Below are 17,992 nucleotides of genomic sequence, written 5' to 3'. Positions count from 1 at the left end.
GCGCGCTCACGGACCTCAAGGGAAAACGGTGGGGTTCGCTTCGTCATGGCTCCATCCTCGCAAGAGTTGGGGCCTCCGGAAAACCCGGCGCGGTTCACCTTCTCGATGCGGGCGGTCCTGGCTGGCCACCGCTTCCCGTTCCGCTGGAACCCCGCCCACCGCGCCCGCGTCGGCCTGCTCCCCCGGCGTGGTACCGCCGCCGACATCGTGTGGTGCGCGGTCGAGCCGTGCTTCGTCTTCCACGTCGCCAATGCCTACGACGACGCGGACGGGCGGGTGGTCCTCGACGTCGTCGCCTACGAGAGGGTGTTCGCCTCGGCCGGTGGCGGCCTCGATACGCCGGGCCGGCTGGAGCGCTGGACCGCCGACCCCGCGACGGGGCGGGTCGACCGGCGGGTGATCGACCCCGCGGCACAGGAATTCCCCCGGATCGACGAGCGCCGCTTCGGGCGGCCCCACCGCTATGTCTACACGGGCTCGGTCCCCGCCGACGGCAACACGCAGCTCGTCGGGGCGACGCAGATCTACAAGCACGACCTTGAGACGGGGGAGCGGCGCGTGCACGAATTCGGCCCCGACCGTGTCCCGGGGGAGTTCGTGTTCGTGCCGGCGGGGTCGGAGACCGGCGAGGACGAGGGGTGGCTCGTCGGGCTCGTCATCGACACGGTGAGCGACACGACGGACTTCACGATTCTCGATGCGCGCGTGTTCGAGGCGCCGCCCGTCGCCACGGTCCGTCTCGGGCACCGGATCCCGCCGGGCTTCCACGGAAACTGGTTTCCGAATCAGGGCCGAATGACGATCGTGGAGTGATTCAGACGTCGGCGCGCGTTCACGTGCCGCAGAACGTGCGGTAGCCCGCTCCGCCGCCCTCCGGCGCCTCGGCGTAGCGGGCGTGGGCGGGCTGATCGTCATAGGGCCGCGCCAGCACCGCCAACAGCTCCTCGAACGGGCCGAAATCGTCTCGTTCGACCGCCGCCGCGATCATCGCCTCGACGTGGTGGTTGCGCGGGATGAAGGCCGGGTTGACGGCGCGCATCGCTGCCGCCGTCGCCGCGGGGTTCCGTTCCCCCTCGGCCAACAGCTCCCGCCAGCGCACGGCCCAGGCGTCGTACGCGGTCGGGTCGACGAACAGGTCGCGCACCCCGGCGTCCGCCTCCGGCCGCTCGGCCGCGTCGCAAAGGCGGCGGAAGGTCAAGGTGAAGTCCGCTTGGTTCCCAGCCATCCGCGCCAGCAAGTCGTCCGCGAGCGCGGCGGCTCCGTACCGGTCCGCCGGCAGCCCGAGCTTGCGCGCGAGACCACCGCGATACGCCGCCTCGAAGCGCGGGCTGAACCCGGCGAGCGCTGTCTCGGCCACATCGATCGCCGCTGCCTCGTCCTCGGCCAGCAGCAGCAGCAAGGTCTCGGCGAGACGGGTCAGGTTCCATAGGGCGATCCCCGGCTGCTGACCGTAGGCGTAGCGCCCGTGCGCGTCGATCGAGCTGAAGCTCGTGCGCGGGTCATAGGCGTCGAGGAAGGCGCAGGGACCGTAGTCGATCGTCTCGCCGGCCACCGACATGTTGTCGGTGTTCATCACCCCATGGACGAAGCCGACCAGCAGCCAGGCCGCCACGAGTTCGGCTTGGCGGGCGACGACGCCGTCGAGCAGCGCCCGGTAGGGGTGCTCCGCGGAGGACACCTCGGGATAGTGCCGGGCGAGGGCGTGTTCGGCGAGCATGCGCACCGCCTCGGCGTCGTTCCGGGCGGCGAAGTACTGGAAGGTACCGACCCGGATGTGGCTGGCCGCCACGCGGGCGAGCACCGCCCCGGGCAGCCGGGTCTCACGCACGACCAACTCGCCGGTGGCGACTGCCGCCAGCGCCCGTGTGGTCGGGATGCCGAGCGCGGCCATGGCCTCGCTCACGAGGTACTCGCGCAGCACCGGCCCAAGCGCAGCCCGGCCGTCGCCGCGGCGGGAGAACGGGGTCGGGCCCGCGCCCTTGAGCTGGATGTCGCGGCGCTGCCCGTCACGGTCGACGACCTCGCCGAGCAGGACGGCGCGCCCGTCACCGAGTTGCGGCACGAAGTTGCCGAACTGGTGCCCGGCGTAGGCCGTCGCGATCGGATCGGCGCCTTCCGGGACGCTGTTCCCCGCGAGCATCCCCACCCCGGCGGGGCCAACGAGCCAATCCGGGTCCATGCCGAGGTTCGTCGCCAACGCGCGGTTCAAGCGGGACAGGCGCGGGGCTGCGACGGGTGTCGGGGCGCGGCGGGCGAAAAACCGGTCCGGCAAGCGGACGTAACTGTTGTCGAACGGGATCGCGGTCATGGTCGAGAGCTATGGACGATCGCGCCGGCGGACAAGCGCTTTCCGGGGACCGGTCGGTCATCAGGGTGAGGTAGGTTGGTTGGGGCATATGGAGCCGCGCTAGTCGGTTGCGCGCTACCCCGCCCCCCTGCCGGGCGCCCGTTTCCCTCGCCACCGGAGGCGGCTGCAGGCGTCGGGAGCCCCCATCGGCGGTGTTGGCCCCGCCTTTAGGCCGAGATGGCCAGCCTGGGCCGTTGATGACGCTCCCATGGGGGTCGCCGAAATAACGCTGCCCCCTGACACTCGAAAATCGGTCGCATCGGCTTCTCCCCGCCGCGCGCTAGCTCACGGTCATGGATCGTATCTTCCCTATGACCCGCGCCGCCGGGCTTGAACGACTCGCCGCCTTCCTCAGAGATGAGGGAGCTGAGTATGCCGGGTCCCGCAACTTCGACCTGGGCCCGGAAGCACGGCCAACCACCTCGGCGCTTTCGCCCTATCTACGCCGGCGCCTGATCACCGAGACCGAGGTCGTCACTGCGGCCGTCGCTGCCTTCGGTGATGAGGGCGCCGAGAAATTCGTCAGCGAGGTGTTCTGGCGAACGTACTTCAAGGGGCATTTGGAAACCCATCCCGCTGCTTGGACGGGTTACCAAGCGCTGGCCGCCGAGGGCCATGAACAGCTCGCCGTCGAACCGGGGCTGCGACGGACCTATGAGGCGGCGATTGAGGGGCGGAGCGGCATCGACTGCTTTGATGCCTGGGCGAGCGAACTCGTCGAGACCGGCTGGCTCCACAACCACGCGCGCATGTGGTTCGCCTCGATCTGGATCTTTACCCTCCGCCTGCCCTGGGCCCTCGGTGCCGACTTTTTCATGCGCCAACTGGTCGATGGCGATCCAGCCAGCAACACCCTGTCCTGGCGCTGGGTCGCCGGCCTGCACACTCGGGGCAAGCACTATGTCGCCCGCGCCGAGAACATCCGTCGGTACACCGATGGGCGCTTCGACCCGGTAGGCCTCGACGAGTACCCCGATGCGCTCGACGAGCCGATGCCGCCGCGAGAAGTGCCGTTATCGCCTGCCGACGCCGTGCCCGACGGCGCGGTGGCGTTGCTCCTGCACCTCGACGACCTGCACCCGGAGAGCCTCTCCCTCGGCACTGCATGGGTCGTGCGCATCGGCGGCCTCGTTGCCCATGCCGAAGGCGCCTCCGACCGGGTCAAAGCTGCGGACGAGGCTGCGATGGCCGATGGGTTGGCTCGAGCCAAGGCTCATTTCGGATGTCCGGCTGGCCACGCTCATGTCGGTTGGGCCGACAGCTTGCCGGCCGTGACCGCTTGGGCCCCGGTCGGGCCATCGGCGATGGCGCTGCCGGAGGGGTGCCTGCGCGTCCGACGGGCCTGGGACGAGGCTGCGTGGCCATCGGCGACCCGAGGCTACTCCCGGATGAGGAAGGTCACCCCTCAGCTCATATGGGGGGCCGCCGACTGACTCATCGACGAGGATCACCTCTGCGTTCGAATATCGGTAGCCCGTCTCCCACATCCGCCGCACGCCGACCGTCACGGCTTTGATCAGCACCAAGGTCCCAAAGTCGCTTTCGGCAGCATTTCTGTGGTCGAGGGGGATCGCTCGGGGTTGCAGGTGTCATGCTCAAATGTGCTCGGGAGCACCTGACCGCGGGCCCGAGCGAGTTCGATGCGACCTTCGAAGCGCGGTCAGTGATATGGCCCGGGTTACCCGGATGACAGATCGGCACCACGCCGACGGTCCACCGTCGCCCACGTGAGAGCATGTTCCACCTGATCTTCGGTCTGCCCTCGCTGTACGTCATCGCCCGAGTGCTATGGCCGCTTCCATGGCCGCTGGTGCTGAAGGCTGGCGTCGCCGTTCTTCTGCTGATTGCGTCGCAGTATCACCTGTGGAGCCGACTCTCATCCGGCTCGGTCTTCGCGCCCGAGTTCCCGCGTGTGCTGATCGTGCTGTTCAACTGGGCCTTCGGCGCGATCTTCCTCGTGTCGGCGATGCAACTGGCGCTCGACGTCGCGGCGTTGGCGTCCAGGCTCGCGCCGGGTGGCGGCTGGGCTATCTCCACCGGTTGGCGCTATGCCGAGGCGGCGCTGGCCATGCTCCTGTCGGCGGTGGCGGTGCAGCAGGCCGTTCGGATACCGCCGCTTAAGGACGTCACCGTCGAGATCGACAACTTACCCGCACGCTTCGAAGGTTATGTCCTTCTTCAACTGACGGACCTTCATCTCAGCCGCCTGTTCCCGGCAGCGTGGGCGCGAGAGGTGGTGACGCGGTCCAACGCGCTCGGCGTCGATCTCATCGTCATCACCGGCGACCTGATCGACGGGTCCCTTGCATCGCGCCGTGCCGATGTCGAACCGTTGCGCGCGCTGGATGCACCTGACGGCGTCTGGGTGATACCCGGCAACCACGAGTATTTCTTCGAGTATGCTGCGTGGATGCGCCATTATGCCGACCTGGGCATGGGTGTGCTGGCGAACCGGCATACGGTCTTGAGACGCGCTGACGATGCCCTGATCCTGGCTGGCGTGACCGACGTGTCGGCTTCGCATTCGGGCCAGCCGGCCCACGACCTCGATGCGGCGCTGGCCGGTGCGCCGCCGGATGCCCCCATCGTTCTCCTCGACCATCAGCCGAAGGATGCGGCGAAGGCGGCGGCTAAGGGTGTAGCCCTGCAGCTTTCCGGACATACGCACGGTGGGATGATCGTGGGCCTGGACAGGCTGGTCGCCCGTGCCAATGGCGGTTTCGTCTCCGGAGCCTATGCGGTCGGCGGCATGACCCTCTACGTCAACAACGGTACGGGGCTATGGCCGGGCTTCGCCCTGCGGCTGGGACCTCCGTCCGAGCTGACGCGTATCACGCTTCGGGCGGGGGCTCTGCGTCGCGCGGAGTGACCGTTGCCATCCCGAAGAAGTCCCAGCGGAATGTGATGCGGGCGCGTATTTGCCCGACCGTGGCGACCTGACGCTTGCGGCAGGTTTTCCAGGATAGGAACACAGGTGCCGACTGCCGGTTCGCGTGCCAGGGAACGACTCCCTGGAGAACCATTTCCCTTGCAAGTGACATCACGCGGGCTGCGTTTTCTCATCGCCGAGAGCGAGCCGCCCAAAGCACGCGAAGAACGGCGCGACAGTGTCGGCCGGTCGTCCGGCGACACCTACCTCGACATCCTGGCTCACCTCGCCCCTGGCGCTGCCTGCGATAGAATCAGACCAGCCGACGCGGACAGCGATCTGCAGTCGGGCGGGACCATCAGTGACTACGACGCTGTCTTCCTGACCGGATCGCCGCTGGCCCTGTACGACGAAACGTCCGAGGTCAGGCGCGCCGTCGCCTTCATGCGGGCGACCTTCACGTCGGGTACGCCCGCTTTCGGCTCCTGCGCCGGCCTGCAGCTTGCCACGGTCGCGGCGGGCGGGACCGTCCGACCAAACCGTTCTGGACCCGAGGCAGGCTTTGCCCGACGCATCACCGCAACAGATGCGGGGCGCACCCATCCCATGCTCGCGGGCCGCCCTGCCGCCTATGATGCGCCGAGCATCCACACCGACGAGGTGGTGACCTTGCCGACCGATGCAGTTCTGCTGGCAAGCAACAGAGCCACCGTGGTCCAAGCTGCCGAAATACGTCACGAGAATGGGGTCTTCTGGGGTGTGCAGTATCATCCTGAGATCGGCCTCGACGAGGTCGGCGGGGCGCTTCGTCGCCAAGCTAGCTCCCTCGTGGAAAGCGGCCTCGCCCGGACATGCGCTGCGGTCGAGGAACAGGCCGTACTGATCGACGCGTTTCATCGCGAGCCTCAACGGCGCGATCTGGCATGGCGACTAGGCCTCGACGATCAAGTCAGCGACAGCGAAAAGCGGCAGATCGAAATCCGGAACTTCATCAACGCCTTGCTGACCCACGGACGGTCGCTGCGGCCTTGAACCTCAAGCAAGGGATCGAAACCAAAGCGATTCAGCCGATAAACACCCTGGCAAAGGCTGAACAACCTTCTTTCCAACGATACCTAGTCCGGAGCGGGTGGGGGCGCCGATCTTCTCGATCTCAACATTAACGATTCGGAAGTCTCTCTCACTTTTACATTTGAGGTACAGCAATGGCTTAAGACGTCATGTCGGAGTGCATGGTTCTTGCGGCCTGCCCATTGCCGAGGAGCGCTGGTTATTACGCAGACAGCGCTATCCTACCCAGTAAACTGTGAAAACACGGCGCAGTCATGCCATCGTCAACCAATCACTCGATAAAATCGCGGGCTCACCTCTGTGTGGAACCGCACGAAAAAATGATTGAAGCTTTGTCGTGCGATAGACTAGGGGTGAACGATCTATCCATGGAGAAAATGCTAGATGGACGACGTTTCCCAAAACCTACGGCACGATTTGATCGAGCTCACCGCTGACATTGTTTCTGCCTACGTATCGAACAATTCGGTTCCCGCAGCCGATCTGCCTCTTCTGCTGAGCTCGGTCCACGGGACAATCAGCTCTCTTGCCGCCAGCGGAACTGCTCTGGCCGAGGCGAACAAGGTCGAGAAGCTGACGCCCGCACAGATCAAAAAGTCGATCACGCCGGATGCCCTGATCAGCTTCGAGGACGGCAAGCCTTACAAGACCCTGAAGCGTCACCTGACGATTCGCGACCTGACCCCTGAGACCTATCGCGCAAAGCACGGCCTGCCGGCCGACTACCCGATGACCGCGGCAGGCTACTCTGCAAAGCGCTCGGCCCTGGCACTTCATCTTGGGCTCGGGCAGAAGCGGAAGAACGCGTCGCAGGCGGTGGTGGCCGAAACGCCGCAGGTCGAGATTACTTCCGTGGCACCCGCTCCCGAGAAGAAGCGTGCTGGGCGACCGCGTAAGGTTGCGGCGGCAGCGTAATTTTAAAGCGCGTTAGGCCGCTCTGCATTCTTCAGCGGATAGCGGTCACGCTCGCCAAGTAACACTCGACTGACAATTAGCCCCGCCGCCCGGATCTGATCACGGTGTCGGCGAGGTGGAACGTGCGCTGTAGCGCATGAGCACCAGTTCACGGCCTGCGCATCTGCTTTCCGGCGTCGGCGACCAACTGTGAGAATGCCAAGGCGGCGGCAGAAGCCTGGACCTGACTGGGATACGGCATCGGCGAATGGGCGATCTCCTGGCCGTAAGCGTCGCGCAGCGACCAACCCCAGCGATCACGCCGCTCCTCCATGACATCGAAATGCATGGATCGGTCTCCACGCATGCGCGTCGATGCCGGGCTGACTGTCGAACCGGCGTATGTCCGCCGTGCCATGCCTGAAGACAGACCGTTGGGGACAGGATTTCCGGATATCCACAGGTCGGCGGTATGCATCTTGACCTCCCGGCTCAGAACATATGTTCTCTATATGTTCTTATTCGTGGGGTGTCTACCCTGACGGCCAACCACGTGGCACGGATCGCCGCCCTGACCGACATTGAAGTGCCGGCCATCGCCTATGAGGAGGCCGCCGATGGCGATGCTGCCCGCTCCCTGCGCTTTGCCGTCGAAGACATTCTGATCCTTGAAGGGCGATCGGCCGAGGCCCTGCTCGTCGTGTCGGATGGCGCATCTCTCGCCTCGGATCGTCGACACGATCGGTAGCCGATTAAATGCCATGCATGAAAATGCAGAAACCGGCCTTCCATAGCAGACTCGGGCATCATCCCAAGAGGCGCATCTGCGGAAACGAGATCGAACGCCGCTGAGCGTTGCCGATATCTCGCGGACCATCCTAAGTCTCCAGCGACGGAGACAGGCGCATACTCAAGGAGGTCCGGCTAAGCCGCGAACGCTACGACACTTTTTACGAAGACCACCAGGTAAGCAGTTTTTTCAGACTGCCTGGTGGTGCGGGCAGTCAGGCTCGAACCGGTCTCTGGTTCGCGCGTGTCCGTGCAGGGACTTTCCAGCTAACAAGCAGGGATTGCCCAAGGCTCACGCAGGGATTTATTACGCGCGCGGCAGGGATCTTTTTGCGGATTGGCAGAGAACCATTCGAGGTCGAGAAGTCGAAGGACGTCGCGACGGTGACGAACCCGCGCATCTCTTCGCGGTCGCCTTAGGGCGCTCCACGCCGGAGTCTATCTAACGGGCGGTGGTCGGCACAGAAACAGCTCTGAGCTATTCCGCGAAGTCAGCCAAAGATCTGAGTGGACCTATCACTCCGCCAAAGAACGAACGGAAGGTACATCGGTTCGGAATGAGCCATGACGATGCCAGCTTTCATGCTGCCGCCGGCATTTTTAATTGACATACACGCGGTCAATCTGCCAACCATCTTTCCGATGGAGCAAGCGCCGGGATGCCCGGGGCACTTTCCTTAACGCCTGACCCGCACGCGATCCCGCGTGCGTGCTGGCGAAGATGGCGAGCGCCCAGATGGCCCGTACCTCGTTCAAGAACAAACGCCGACGCCAGGAAGCCGCAGCCGAGATCGAGCGCCTCGGCTCGAACAGCCCGATCAACCATATCCGGATGGCGACCTTCGGTTTGATCGAGGTTCGGGAGAACGGCAGCGTCAAGAGGAGATTTCTCCTCGACGTCTACTTCGATAAAATTAGCGAGGATGCGGCGCGCGGCGTGATCAGCGCCATACGTCAACAGACGTGGCTGACCCGATTCCTCGTCGACAAGAGTATTTTGCACGCTTCCAAGGCGGAAGATTCAGACATCGCGGCCACAAAACAGCGGCTGGCCCGTGACGCGCTGCTCTGCGATCACGCTCATCTGCAAGCGGCGCATATCTGCTGCAGGATCCTGCCGGAGATCCAGCGGGCGTACGAGGCCCACTATCCAAGCAGCCGTCCGATCCGAACGCTCGTGCCCTTCGAGTGGAAGCCGGAGGTCGACGCCATCAGGCCCGGGGTCGAACGCGCCGCGGCGCGGCGGATGGCGGCGCAACGGCGTCGGACCGGGGAATCCGAGGTTGGCTACCGCAAGCCGCCGGTGCACACGCGCTGGCAATCCGGCCAGAGCGGCAACCCTTCGGGCGCGGCGCGGGCCAGCGGTGATCCCTGGGACGCCCACCGCAAGGCCATGATGAAGCTCATTGGCGTCTCGTCCGGCGGACGCACGCGCAAGGCCACGGCGATCGCCGTGGCGGTCCGCCAGCTGTTCACCGCAGCGATGCACGGCGTGTGCGGGGCACACCAGCAGGTGAAGGAGCTCCTGATTATGCTCGACGGGCTCGGCCTTCTCTCGCCGCCGCCCAAGGCGCGGCGTCGGCCCCGCCTCACGGTCGGTCAGAAGGCGGATTTGGCAGCTCGGCAGAAGCACGCGTGGAGGCTCCTGCTGCCGACGGTCAAGGCTCGGTTGCTCGAGGAACACCAGCGGGTCTACGGGCCGATCCCGCCGTTCGAGACGACGCTGGAGTGCCAACTCGCGGATCGACCGATCGCGTCGGCGCCGCCCACACGGATCAGGACGCGCTCGCGCCCGCCGGCTCCCTCCGTGACCGCGCCCGCGGCCCCTCCGCTGCCGCCCCCGCCGCGCGCCCGAACACGGACCCACCTGGGAGGACAGAGCGATGTCTAGGAACCTGAAGGCTGCCCTGCTGAAGCGAGATGCCGAGCGAAGGGCCCGAAGGAAGCAGCCGGCTTCCATCCCTAGCCTTTCGACGCCGCGTCGTAACGATCTCATGCCGAACCTGTGCATGGTCCGGCGTGATCCTGCGAGCCTTCGCCCTGCGGAGCGGAAGATCCATATGCTGGATGAGACGCATGTGGCGCAGATCGCGGCCTGCATTGCGACCGTGGGGTTCGTTGACCCCGTCTTGATCGATACGGATGACAGGATTCTTGACGGGGTCAGCCGGGTCGAAGCGGCCAAGCGTCTCGGCCTAGAAGCCATCCCGTGCGTGCTGGTAGAGATCACGACGACGGAGCAATGGGAGCTCATCAGGCTCGGCGTGAACGTGCTCTCCGATAAGGCGACCTACGATCTCGCGTCCATCGAGGTCATCCTGCGTGAGCTGGTGGTCGCGGGGGCGCCGATCGAGGTCGTCGGGATCGACACCGTGCTGATCGACGCGATCCGGCTCGGGGATGAGGACGATGAGCCCGACCCGGCCGATCTCGTGCCGAACCCAGCCGCGATCGGCGTGACGCGACAGAGCGATGTCTTCAGCTGCGGCGATCACCGGGTTGTCTGCGGCGACGCGCGCGAGGCAGCCGACTGGCTGGGTAAGCTCGCGGTTGGACCGGTGCGCCTTGTGCTTACCGATATACCCTACAACGTGGCTATCGCCGGACATGTGACGCGCGGCGATCATCGCGAGTTCGCAATGGCGAGCGGCGAGATGAGCGACGAGCAGTTTGCCCGCTTCAACGACGCTTGGATGAGCCAGGCTGCGGGGAGTCTCGTCGATGGCGGGCTGCTGGCTACCTTCATCGACTGGCGGGGGTTGAGCGCGGTCGACCGCGCCGCAAGTCGCCTCGGGTTAGAACAGCTGAACCTCATCGTCTGGGGCAAGACCAACGCCGGGATGGGCGGCCTGTACCGTTCGCAGCACGAGCTGTTGCCGCTGTTCAAAAAAGGACACGCACCTCACCGCAACAACGTGAAGCTCGGGCAGAACGGTCGCTGGCGCACGAATCTCTGGACCTATCCCGGCGCTTCGACGGCTGGATCCGACGCACGGCGGGGTCTCGCCGACCACCCGACGGTGAAGCCAGTGGCGATGCTGAAGGATGCGCTGCTCGATGTGACCGATCGCGGTGAGACCGTGCTCGATCCCTTCCTTGGGTCCGGCTCGACCCTGATCGCTGCCGAGCTGACGGGTCGGCGCTGCGTCGGGATCGAGATCGACCCGCTCTATGTCGATCTCATCATCCGGCGTTTCGAGGACGCCACGAAGACCGAGGCCGTCCATCTGCAGAGCGGCGAGACCTTTGCCGCGCTCGCGTCCCGTCGTGCGTCCGAACCGGCCCCGGTTCGGACGGAGAGCGCAGCGAGTGATGGGCGTTGCATCGGCCGATCTCGGCCAGCCCGCGGGTCATGACCCGCCCCCGATCCTCGGGTGGTGCGAGGCTGCTCAGGAGCGTGCCCACTTCAGCGTCGCTATGCGTTCGTGGCGCCGGCGCGCAGCGTGTGGACGAACCAGTCCATCGCTTTAAGGAAGCCGGCGGTTGATCCTCCCCCGGTTCCACGGACACCTCTGATACGCTTCTTGCGTGCGGGGAAGGTGTTTGATGGCCAAGACGAGACGCGAGTTTGCTTCGGTGCACCTTCGGTGTCACGCCCGAGTTCAAACGCGAGGCGGTAGCGCTTTTGGAGAGCAGCGGCCGACCACAGATGCAGATCGCGGCCGAACTCGGGATCCAACCCTTGATGCTGAGGTAGTGGCGCTCGGCACTGATGGGTGGCTTCCTACCACCGCGGGCAGCAGGGTCACCGGGAGCTGCGCCTGCGAGCCCGGTGGCGTCCCCCTCCGACTAGGCCGCCGAGATCGCCCGTCTGCGGCGTGAACTCGACCGGACGCGCATGGAGCGCGACGTCCTAGGCTCCAGACCCATAAATTTGGCTTGGCAGGAAGGTCTGTGATTCCTTTGTCGGGAAGGAGGATCGGATGGACGAGTTTTGGCTGACGGACGCGCAGTTTGCGAAGATCAAACCGCACCTGCCGACAGATACGCGAGGCAAGGAGCGCGTCGATGACCGTCGGGTGATCAGCGGCATCATCCACGTGCTGAAGTCGGGCGGGCGTTGGGCGGATGCACCGCGCGAGGTCTATGGCCCGAAGAAGACGCTCTACAATCGCTTCGTGCGCTGGGCGGCCAAGGGCGTCTGGACCGATCTGTTCGAGAGCCTGTCCAAGGCTGGCGGCCCACCCTCGCAGGTGCTCATCGATTCCTCGGCCGTGAAGGCGCATCGCTGCGCATCCGGCGGAAAAGGGGGGAGCACAATCAGGCCATCGGCCGTTCGCGGGGCGGGCGCACGACCAAGATCCATGCGCTCACCGACCGGTTCTGCCGCCCGCTCGCCTTCCTGTTGACGGGCGGACAGGTCGCGGACTGCAAGGCGGGGGCCTTGCTCCTCGAGCGCTCGCCCCAGTGCCGTATCCTGCTCGCCGACAAAGGCTACGACAGCGACGCCATCCGTCGACAGATCGAGGCGACGGGTGCCGCCCCCAACATCCCACCGAAATCCAATCGGCGGTGGAAGCCGTGCTTCTCGCCGGTTCTCTACAAGAATCGCAATGCCATCGAGCGTATGTTCGGCCGCATCAAGGACTTCCGTCGCATCGCCACGCGATACGATAGGCTTGCAACCAACTATCTCGCCGCCGTCTGCATCGCTGCAACCGTAAGCTACTGGTTATGAGTCCGGAGCCTAAAAAAACGTATGGCCCGCCCCGTCTGCAAGGCCGCCGATGAAGATGCCTGTGACCGGTCTGCACAAACGTATCCGGCATGTCGGCACGGGGCCGCCGCCAAGATGGAGAGCCGCACGTCCCGGGCCTCATAAGCGAATCGGCCTCGGGGGCCGCTTTTTTTGCCAGGCTTCCGGAACGCCGCTCGACCGTCAGGCCATCTTCACTGTCCTCCCGCAGACCTCGTGGACCCGCGCCGAGCGATCGCGCTCCGGCTCAGGTCAATCTTTTTTGATGCCCTATGCGAGGGCCGGCTCCGGCCGCCGTTCGAAGCTCACTCCTTTGCGCAGCGTCGCCCAGGCGATCTGCGCGAGCTTGGCGGCGAGCGCGACGACCACAACGTTGTAGTGCGCCCGTGCCAGCAGACCGCGCAGCCATCGGCCGGTCGCATCCTCGACCTTGGACAATGAGGCCAGCGCTGCGCGGGCGCCGTGGAAGAAGAGCCCACGCAGATAGGCGTTGCCCCGCTTGCTGATGCCGAGCAGCTTCGGCTTGCCGCCGGTCGTATGCTGTCGGGGCACGAGGCCGAGCCAAGCCGGCAGGTCGCGGGCGGACGCGAAGGCGCCTCCATCGTCGACGGCTGCACGCAAGGCCGTGGCCGTCATCGGCCCGACGCCTGAGATCGACACCAGGCGTCGGGCTGCTTCGTCGGCGCGGGCATGCGCGACAAACTCCCGGTCGAGAGCTTCGATACGGCCGTCGAGGTTCGCCCATTCCTCGCGGATATCAACGACGAGGGACCGGATGCGCGCGCCAATCTGCGCCTCGGTACCCAGCACGGCGACCGAACTCTTTGCCATTCCCGATCCTTCCATTCCCCCAAAGCAGCAACATGCCACCAACGGTTCGGTAAAGGGGCGGGCCATCCCATAAGCGATCGGCATCTTCGCGGAGATGCCCAAGTGACGTTCGCCTTCGCCGCGACGCTGATCGCCGAGATGCCAGAACTCGGGCAACTCGACCGACGTCGCATCGCAGCCTTGGCCGGCTTGGCGCCGAATTCCCGCGATCACGTCGGAGTCGGCGCGTTACCAGATCGGGCCGAGCGAGCACGACGTCTACGCTCGCAGAGCCGGTGAGGTGCTCGATGCAGAGCGCGAACCGCGGGAGTTATTGGACGAGATGCGGCGCGCAGTCGGGTCGATGACCTTCGCGGCGATGTACCTACAGGATCCCGTACCAGCGGACGGCAATGTGATCCGTCGCGAATGGTTGAAGTACTTCGATTGCGAGCCTGAGCCTTCCTCGCTCAAGTACTTCGTGGCAAGCTGGGACACGGCATCGACCCTGGATGCTACGAGCAGCTACTCTGTCGGCCTGCTCTGGGGTTCGGATGGAGAAAACTTCTATCTGCTTGATCTCATCAGAGGACGTTAGGAAACGCCTGAGCTGCGCAACATGATCCTCGAGTGCCATCGTGCCTGGCGGCCGGACGAGACGCTGATCGAGGATACCGAACTCGGGCGCAGCTTACAGCAGGATATTCGTCGGACGAACGGTATCCGCGTCCATTTGCGACGCCCACGATATGACAAGCGTGCCCGACTCTTGGCGCAAAGCGCTCGATTCGAGTCTGGGCAGGTCTGGATCCCATCATCCGAGTCGTGGACCTACGACTACGTCAGTGAGCTCTTGGCGTTTCCGTTCGGTCGAAGCGACGATCAGGTCGACGCCACCTCACAGGCCCTCGACTTCCTCGTTGCTAAGACCGCGACCCTTCAGCCGTTGCAGCGCCGGAATCCAACACGGCGGACGATCGAGCAACGTACCATGGTAGAGAACGATGATGGGCAAGATCGGTTTTTCGGTCAGGACCGATGCGGGATATACAATGGACCGCCCGGACTTGGCTAAATGGATCTAGGGTCTGGACTCATAACCAATAGCTGACGGTTGCAGCGATGCAGACGGCTGCGAGATAGTGGGTTGCGAGCCTGTCGTATCGTGTGGCGATGCGACGGAAGTCCTTGATGCGGCCGAACATGCGCTCGATGGCGTTGCGGCCCTTGTAGAGGACCGGCGAGAAGCAGGGCTTCCAGCGCCGGTTGGATTTTGGCGGGATGTTGGGGGCGGCTCCCGTCGCCTCGATCTGCCGGCGGATGGCGTCGCTGTCGTAGCCTTTGTCGGCGAGCAGAATGCGGCACCGGGGCGAGCGCTCGAGGAGCAAGGCTCCTGCCTTGCAGTCCGCGACCTGTCCGCCCGTCAGCAGGAAGGCGAGCGGGCGGCAGAACCGGTCGGTAAGCGCATGGATTTTGGTCGTGCGCCCGCCCCGCGAACGGCCGATGGCCTGATTGTGCTCCCCCCCTTTCCGCCGGATGCGCAGCGATGCGCTTTCACGGCCGAGGAATCGATGAGCACCTGGGAGGGTGGGCCGCCAGCCTTGGCCAGGGTCTCGAACAGATCGGTCCAGACGCCCTTGGCCGCCCAGCGCCTGAACCGGTTGTAGAGCGTCTTCTTCGGGCCATAGACCTCGCGTGGTGCATCCGCCCAACGCCCGCCCGACTTCAGCACGTGGATAATGCCGCTGATCACCCGACGGTCATCGACGCGCTCCTTGCCCCGCGTATCTGTCGGCAAGTGCGGCTCAATCTTCGCAAACTGGGCGTCCGTCAGCCAAAACTCGTCCATCCGATCCTCCTTTATGACAAAGGAATCACAGACACTCCTGCCAAGCCAAATTTATGGGTCCGGATCCTAGTTCGCCTGCCGGCCCACTGCGGCAAGGTATCAAAAATCAAACCAAGGCATTCGAATCAGACGAGAGAGCTTGCGTCGCGACCGATGATCCCTCCACCTGGCATTGTAGTCATGCAGTCGGCGGGACTTCGGGCGAGAATTAGCGTCTTTTGACTCCGAGCCCAGGTGTTGTTGTAAAGGCTTTCTCAACGTCGGCGAATGTAGCGGCCCGAAGCGTCAAGCTTCATGGCGCGATCGAATGGGTCGGCCTGGAGTGATCCGAACTGCTGCTCGAGATAGCATCTGAAGGCGTAGTCTTTTGAACTGGGCACTCTCTGCACAGGGCCGCCCGATCGGCGTCCGGTCTCTTCATAGAACTGCGCGCGCTGGGCCCTTGTCCTGAGGTTCGTACCGATCCGATCGAGAAGGGTGTTGAAACCTTCGAACTGCTTGAATCTGTCCTCCGATGTTGCGCTCAGAACGAGCGCACGCTGATCGGTTTCGCTGTAGTTGTGTCCGAGCACATCCATGAATCGGGTCACTCCCGATATCGAGGCAGGATCAATCCGCTCAACGTCGCTTGCGTCGTCGCTTAGGAGGGACGGAGCGATCGCCCGAGACGTAAACTACCGGCCTTCCTTGTGCTCCTGCACCATGCGTCGACACAAACCGGGGGCTGACTGCAGAGCCGTGTCGCGCTCCCGTGAGGCTCGTTCGAGGGCTTGGGCGCGTGACTTCTCATCAAGCCGTTGTTGCTCTGCCTGCATGGTCTGCAAGACGGTGATGTCCTCATCGATTTCCGCGTAGCTCTCGCCCATCGACAGACGGCAGCGCACTTCGCGCGGCGACATCACCCCGTTCGGCCCCTTCTCCTCCCGTTCGTAGGGGCAACAGGCCTCCTCGATCACACGTCGCCGTGCACTATCGATCGCAAACACACTTGGTATGAATGCAAAGAGCGCAGTCGTCGCGAGCAGGAAGGACCGCATGGTCAGGCCTCCGCCTTTTGAGCGCCGCTACGCAGCGTATCGACAAACCAGTCCATCGCGGCGAGGAATGCCTCGACCGCGGGCGGCGTGAGACCAGCGAGAGGGATCGTCTTACGCTTCGAAACCGCGTCAGGCGGCAGGCGTATACCAGGGACGGCATTCAGCCGGTCAAGGAGTTCCTGGCGTAGCGTAAGGGCATCGAAGACCGGCTTGCCGAGCATGTACTCGAAGTAAACCGCCATAGTCCCGTCAGTGAAGATCCTGAGCGCCGGGATATTTGACCCATCTACCTCGAATATCGCTCCTAGTGCGCCAAAATTTGGACTGGTGTTGAAGGCAATGCGGTCAGCCTTTCGATGCATCCAGTGCGCAATCGAGCGGGCAGTCGCCGAGACTGCGTCGTCACCGCGGGCGACGATCTCCGCCATGACCGTTGCCTCGTCCCAGGCGCGCTTTGGCAGCACGGAGCGGCTCGGGCTGCTCTTGCGATCCTTCGTGGCTTCAGACCGGCCCAGAACGATCGGCACCAGGGTCTTCAGCCCCTGCCCTTCGTATTGGCGAAGTTCAACCGCAAGCACCTCGGCTGGCTGCATCTGACGGTTGAGGAATTCCACCACGCGTCGCAGCTCGGATGGGATCTTGTCGGCTACAAACAGGAGCCGAACCCGCCCGGCCTGTAGGTTGATTCGCACCCCGTCCCAGAAGGTTTCTGGTTCAATATCCGGGCCGATCAGATCCTTAAGAGTCTCGACGGGGTTGCGACCTTCCGCTTCGCATCGCGCCCCGAATTGAGCCCTGAGGGTGTCGAGAGGCCAGTGCAATACCGCGTTCGCGGCGTAGTCGAGCATTTGTCCGACGACCTCGCGGCGGATCCGGGTATCGGTGCCGCGTTTGACTTCGACCAGCGTCGGGATTCCGTCCTGGTCGAGGAAGAGGTGATCGAGCGACCAACGGTCCGACCCGCCCTCCTCCGCCGCAATACCCTTCTCACGGGCCACCAGCATGAAGCGACGTGGCACCTCGGTGTCGATCTGATCGCCCGCGAGTAACTCGGGAAAGGATGCTAGCAGGCGCTGGAAGTCGTTTTCGGTGGCAAAGCTTGCCGCCTGCATGGCGACGAGCGTGTGCTCGTCTCGGAGCACGAAGACCCCTGTTCCGATGTTCATCGATCGATCCTGTGGTCGGGCGGTGTCGCCTGCGGCAGGTGTCGCTCTGGTTGGGCCGGCAGTCCAGGAAAATATCCTGAAATGGGATTATCCTAAAACAGTCAGATCTCCGCTGCGCTTCGGAACGAGCGCATGCGCAAGACTCTTCGTACGACAGAGCACACACATTTGGTTGCGCTGCTCAAGCAAGAGCGCCAACGGGTCGGCCTGACGCAGCAGGAGGTTGCTCAGCGGCTCGGCGCACCGCAATCGTTCGTCGCAAAGTACGAAGGCGGCGAGCGGCGACTGGATCTCGTGGAGTTCATCGCCATTGCGCGGGCCGTCGACGCCGAGCCTCGCGAGTTGTTCGACCGGTTGCTTGGGAAGTTCTGACCTTGCCCCCTGTTTGCCCCCGCTCATAACCAGAGTCCGTTCTGGTTCTGGTCCTGTCGGGACCGGGTTGCAAACGCGTTCGGGGTGAGCCC

General features: G+C 64.5%; 18 protein-coding genes and 3 pseudogenes. 14 read left to right on the top strand and 7 right to left on the bottom strand.

Annotation, left to right across the window (positions count from 1 at the left end; translation table 11 throughout):
- The first annotated feature begins 45 nt into the window (after positions 1-45).
- A complete protein-coding gene (locus ACFQ4G_RS21155) occupies positions 46-813 on the top strand; it encodes a carotenoid oxygenase family protein (protein WP_379041028.1) in 768 nt (255 codons plus the stop codon).
- Positions 814-832: 19 nt separating this feature from the next.
- Here the strand turns inward: ACFQ4G_RS21155 and ACFQ4G_RS21150 are convergent, their stop codons facing one another.
- Entirely contained in the window at positions 833-2,308 is a 1,476-nt protein-coding gene (locus ACFQ4G_RS21150; protein WP_238209192.1) for a protein adenylyltransferase SelO, read from the bottom strand.
- 350 nt (positions 2,309-2,658) lie between these two features.
- Between ACFQ4G_RS21150 and ACFQ4G_RS21145 the strand changes: the two genes are divergently transcribed.
- From ACFQ4G_RS21145 to ACFQ4G_RS21130, 4 genes are all read left to right on the top strand, one after another.
- Positions 2,659-3,780 carry an FAD-binding domain-containing protein gene (locus ACFQ4G_RS21145; protein ID WP_238209193.1) on the top strand — a complete coding sequence of 374 codons (1,122 nt, stop codon included), beginning with the start codon at positions 2,659-2,661 and terminating at the stop codon, positions 3,778-3,780.
- 302 nt (positions 3,781-4,082) lie between these two features.
- Positions 4,083-5,216, top strand: coding sequence for a metallophosphoesterase (locus ACFQ4G_RS21140; protein WP_238209194.1), 1,134 nt, complete (start codon positions 4,083-4,085; stop codon positions 5,214-5,216).
- 165 nt (positions 5,217-5,381) lie between these two features.
- Complete coding sequence (locus ACFQ4G_RS21135) at positions 5,382-6,248, top strand: type 1 glutamine amidotransferase (protein WP_238209207.1); 867 nt, start codon at positions 5,382-5,384, stop codon at positions 6,246-6,248.
- A gap of 423 nt (positions 6,249-6,671) precedes the next feature.
- Positions 6,672-7,202, top strand: a complete 531-nt coding sequence (locus tag ACFQ4G_RS21130; protein WP_238209195.1) for a MucR family transcriptional regulator — start codon at positions 6,672-6,674, stop codon at positions 7,200-7,202.
- 148 nt (positions 7,203-7,350) lie between these two features.
- Here the strand turns inward: ACFQ4G_RS21130 and ACFQ4G_RS21125 are convergent, their stop codons facing one another.
- Positions 7,351-7,530: a hypothetical protein gene (locus tag ACFQ4G_RS21125; protein ID WP_238209196.1), complete on the bottom strand. Its 180-nt coding sequence runs from the start codon at positions 7,528-7,530 to the stop codon at positions 7,351-7,353.
- A 180-nt stretch (positions 7,531-7,710) separates the two neighbouring features.
- Between ACFQ4G_RS21125 and ACFQ4G_RS21120 the strand changes: the two genes are divergently transcribed.
- The 5 genes and pseudogenes from ACFQ4G_RS21120 to ACFQ4G_RS21100 all read left to right on the top strand — a co-directional run bounded on the left by ACFQ4G_RS21120 (position 7,711) and on the right by ACFQ4G_RS21100 (position 12,648).
- Complete coding sequence (locus ACFQ4G_RS21120; protein WP_238209197.1) at positions 7,711-7,929, top strand: hypothetical protein; 219 nt, start codon at positions 7,711-7,713, stop codon at positions 7,927-7,929.
- Positions 7,930-8,679: 750 nt separating this feature from the next.
- Positions 8,680-9,861, top strand: a complete 1,182-nt coding sequence (locus ACFQ4G_RS21115; protein WP_238209198.1) for a DUF5681 domain-containing protein — start codon at positions 8,680-8,682, stop codon at positions 9,859-9,861.
- Positions 9,862-10,048: 187 nt separating this feature from the next.
- Positions 10,049-11,326 (top strand): DNA modification methylase, encoded by a 1,278-nt coding sequence (locus tag ACFQ4G_RS21110; RefSeq protein ID WP_449288987.1) that lies wholly within the window; start codon positions 10,049-10,051, stop codon positions 11,324-11,326.
- Between the two features lie 190 nt (positions 11,327-11,516).
- Positions 11,517-11,826 (top strand): annotated as a pseudogene (locus ACFQ4G_RS21105) (transposase); the annotation flags it as partial.
- A gap of 67 nt (positions 11,827-11,893) precedes the next feature.
- Positions 11,894-12,648 (top strand): IS5 family transposase gene (locus tag ACFQ4G_RS21100; protein WP_379041022.1). Its coding sequence is split into 2 segments (ribosomal slippage): positions 11,894-12,223 and positions 12,226-12,648, totalling 753 coding nucleotides; the frame shifts between segments, so codons are not numbered across the junction.
- A gap of 288 nt (positions 12,649-12,936) precedes the next feature.
- On the opposite strand, the pseudogene ACFQ4G_RS21095 reads toward ACFQ4G_RS21100, so the two are convergent.
- Positions 12,937-13,467: pseudogene (locus ACFQ4G_RS21095) on the bottom strand (IS110 family transposase); the annotation flags it as partial.
- 147 nt (positions 13,468-13,614) lie between these two features.
- On the opposite strand from ACFQ4G_RS21095, the pseudogene ACFQ4G_RS21090 reads away from it, so the two are divergent.
- The 3 genes and pseudogenes from ACFQ4G_RS21090 to terL all read left to right on the top strand — a co-directional run.
- A pseudogene (locus ACFQ4G_RS21090) lies at positions 13,615-13,707 on the top strand (IS110 family transposase); the annotation flags it as partial.
- 70 nt (positions 13,708-13,777) lie between these two features.
- The gene (locus tag ACFQ4G_RS21085; RefSeq protein WP_238209200.1) at positions 13,778-14,074 is read left to right on the top strand and encodes a hypothetical protein; all 297 of its coding nucleotides are present in this window, start codon (positions 13,778-13,780) and stop codon (positions 14,072-14,074) included.
- A 12-nt stretch (positions 14,075-14,086) separates the two neighbouring features.
- Positions 14,087-14,551 (top strand): phage terminase large subunit, encoded by a 465-nt coding sequence (gene terL, locus ACFQ4G_RS21080; RefSeq protein ID WP_379041030.1) that lies wholly within the window; start codon positions 14,087-14,089, stop codon positions 14,549-14,551.
- Positions 14,552-14,570: 19 nt separating this feature from the next.
- Here terL and ACFQ4G_RS21075 read toward each other — a convergent pair.
- The 4 genes from ACFQ4G_RS21075 to ACFQ4G_RS21060 all read right to left on the bottom strand — a co-directional run bounded on the left by ACFQ4G_RS21075 (position 14,571) and on the right by ACFQ4G_RS21060 (position 17,528).
- Positions 14,571-15,325 (bottom strand): IS5 family transposase gene (locus ACFQ4G_RS21075; protein ID WP_238209202.1). Its coding sequence is split into 2 segments (ribosomal slippage): positions 14,571-14,993 and positions 14,996-15,325, totalling 753 coding nucleotides; the frame shifts between segments, so codons are not numbered across the junction.
- A 254-nt stretch (positions 15,326-15,579) separates the two neighbouring features.
- Entirely contained in the window at positions 15,580-15,903 is a 324-nt protein-coding gene (locus ACFQ4G_RS21070) for a hypothetical protein (protein WP_238209203.1), read from the bottom strand.
- A gap of 96 nt (positions 15,904-15,999) precedes the next feature.
- Positions 16,000-16,362, bottom strand: coding sequence for a hypothetical protein (locus tag ACFQ4G_RS21065; RefSeq protein WP_238209204.1), 363 nt, complete (start codon positions 16,360-16,362; stop codon positions 16,000-16,002).
- Between the two features lie 2 nt (positions 16,363-16,364).
- The gene (locus ACFQ4G_RS21060) at positions 16,365-17,528 is read right to left on the bottom strand and encodes a hypothetical protein (RefSeq protein ID WP_238209205.1); all 1,164 of its coding nucleotides are present in this window, start codon (positions 17,526-17,528) and stop codon (positions 16,365-16,367) included.
- A gap of 132 nt (positions 17,529-17,660) precedes the next feature.
- On the opposite strand from ACFQ4G_RS21060, the gene ACFQ4G_RS21055 reads away from it, so the two are divergent.
- Positions 17,661-17,900 carry a helix-turn-helix domain-containing protein gene (locus ACFQ4G_RS21055; RefSeq protein WP_238209206.1) on the top strand — a complete coding sequence of 80 codons (240 nt, stop codon included), beginning with the start codon at positions 17,661-17,663 and terminating at the stop codon, positions 17,898-17,900.
- The last annotated feature ends 92 nt before the right edge of the window (positions 17,901-17,992 follow it).

It is taken from the genome of Methylobacterium marchantiae (assembly GCF_042679825.1).
Classification (GTDB): domain Bacteria; phylum Pseudomonadota; class Alphaproteobacteria; order Rhizobiales; family Beijerinckiaceae; genus Methylobacterium; species Methylobacterium marchantiae.
Note: the sequence above shows the minus strand (reverse complement) of the source record. Positions and strands in the feature narration are given on the sequence as shown.

Bases quoted from the DNA above. Each gene is read 5' to 3' on its own strand.
- ACFQ4G_RS21145 (WP_238209193.1), top strand. From the start codon at position 2,659: ATGACCCGCGCCGCCGGGCTTGAACGACTCGCCGCCTTCCTCAGAGAT.
- ACFQ4G_RS21065 (WP_238209204.1), bottom strand. From the start codon at position 16,362: ATGCGGTCCTTCCTGCTCGCGACGACTGCGCTCTTTGCATTCATACCA.
- ACFQ4G_RS21140 (WP_238209194.1), top strand. From the start codon at position 4,083: ATGTTCCACCTGATCTTCGGTCTGCCCTCGCTGTACGTCATCGCCCGA.
- ACFQ4G_RS21130 (WP_238209195.1), top strand. From the start codon at position 6,672: ATGGACGACGTTTCCCAAAACCTACGGCACGATTTGATCGAGCTCACC.
- ACFQ4G_RS21070 (WP_238209203.1), bottom strand. From the start codon at position 15,903: ATGGATGTGCTCGGACACAACTACAGCGAAACCGATCAGCGTGCGCTC.
- ACFQ4G_RS21060 (WP_238209205.1), bottom strand. From the start codon at position 17,528: ATGAACATCGGAACAGGGGTCTTCGTGCTCCGAGACGAGCACACGCTC.
- ACFQ4G_RS21125 (WP_238209196.1), bottom strand. From the start codon at position 7,530: ATGCATTTCGATGTCATGGAGGAGCGGCGTGATCGCTGGGGTTGGTCG.
- ACFQ4G_RS21150 (WP_238209192.1), bottom strand. From the start codon at position 2,308: ATGACCGCGATCCCGTTCGACAACAGTTACGTCCGCTTGCCGGACCGG.
- ACFQ4G_RS21155 (WP_379041028.1), top strand. From the start codon at position 46: ATGGCTCCATCCTCGCAAGAGTTGGGGCCTCCGGAAAACCCGGCGCGG.
- ACFQ4G_RS21055 (WP_238209206.1), top strand. From the start codon at position 17,661: ATGCGCAAGACTCTTCGTACGACAGAGCACACACATTTGGTTGCGCTG.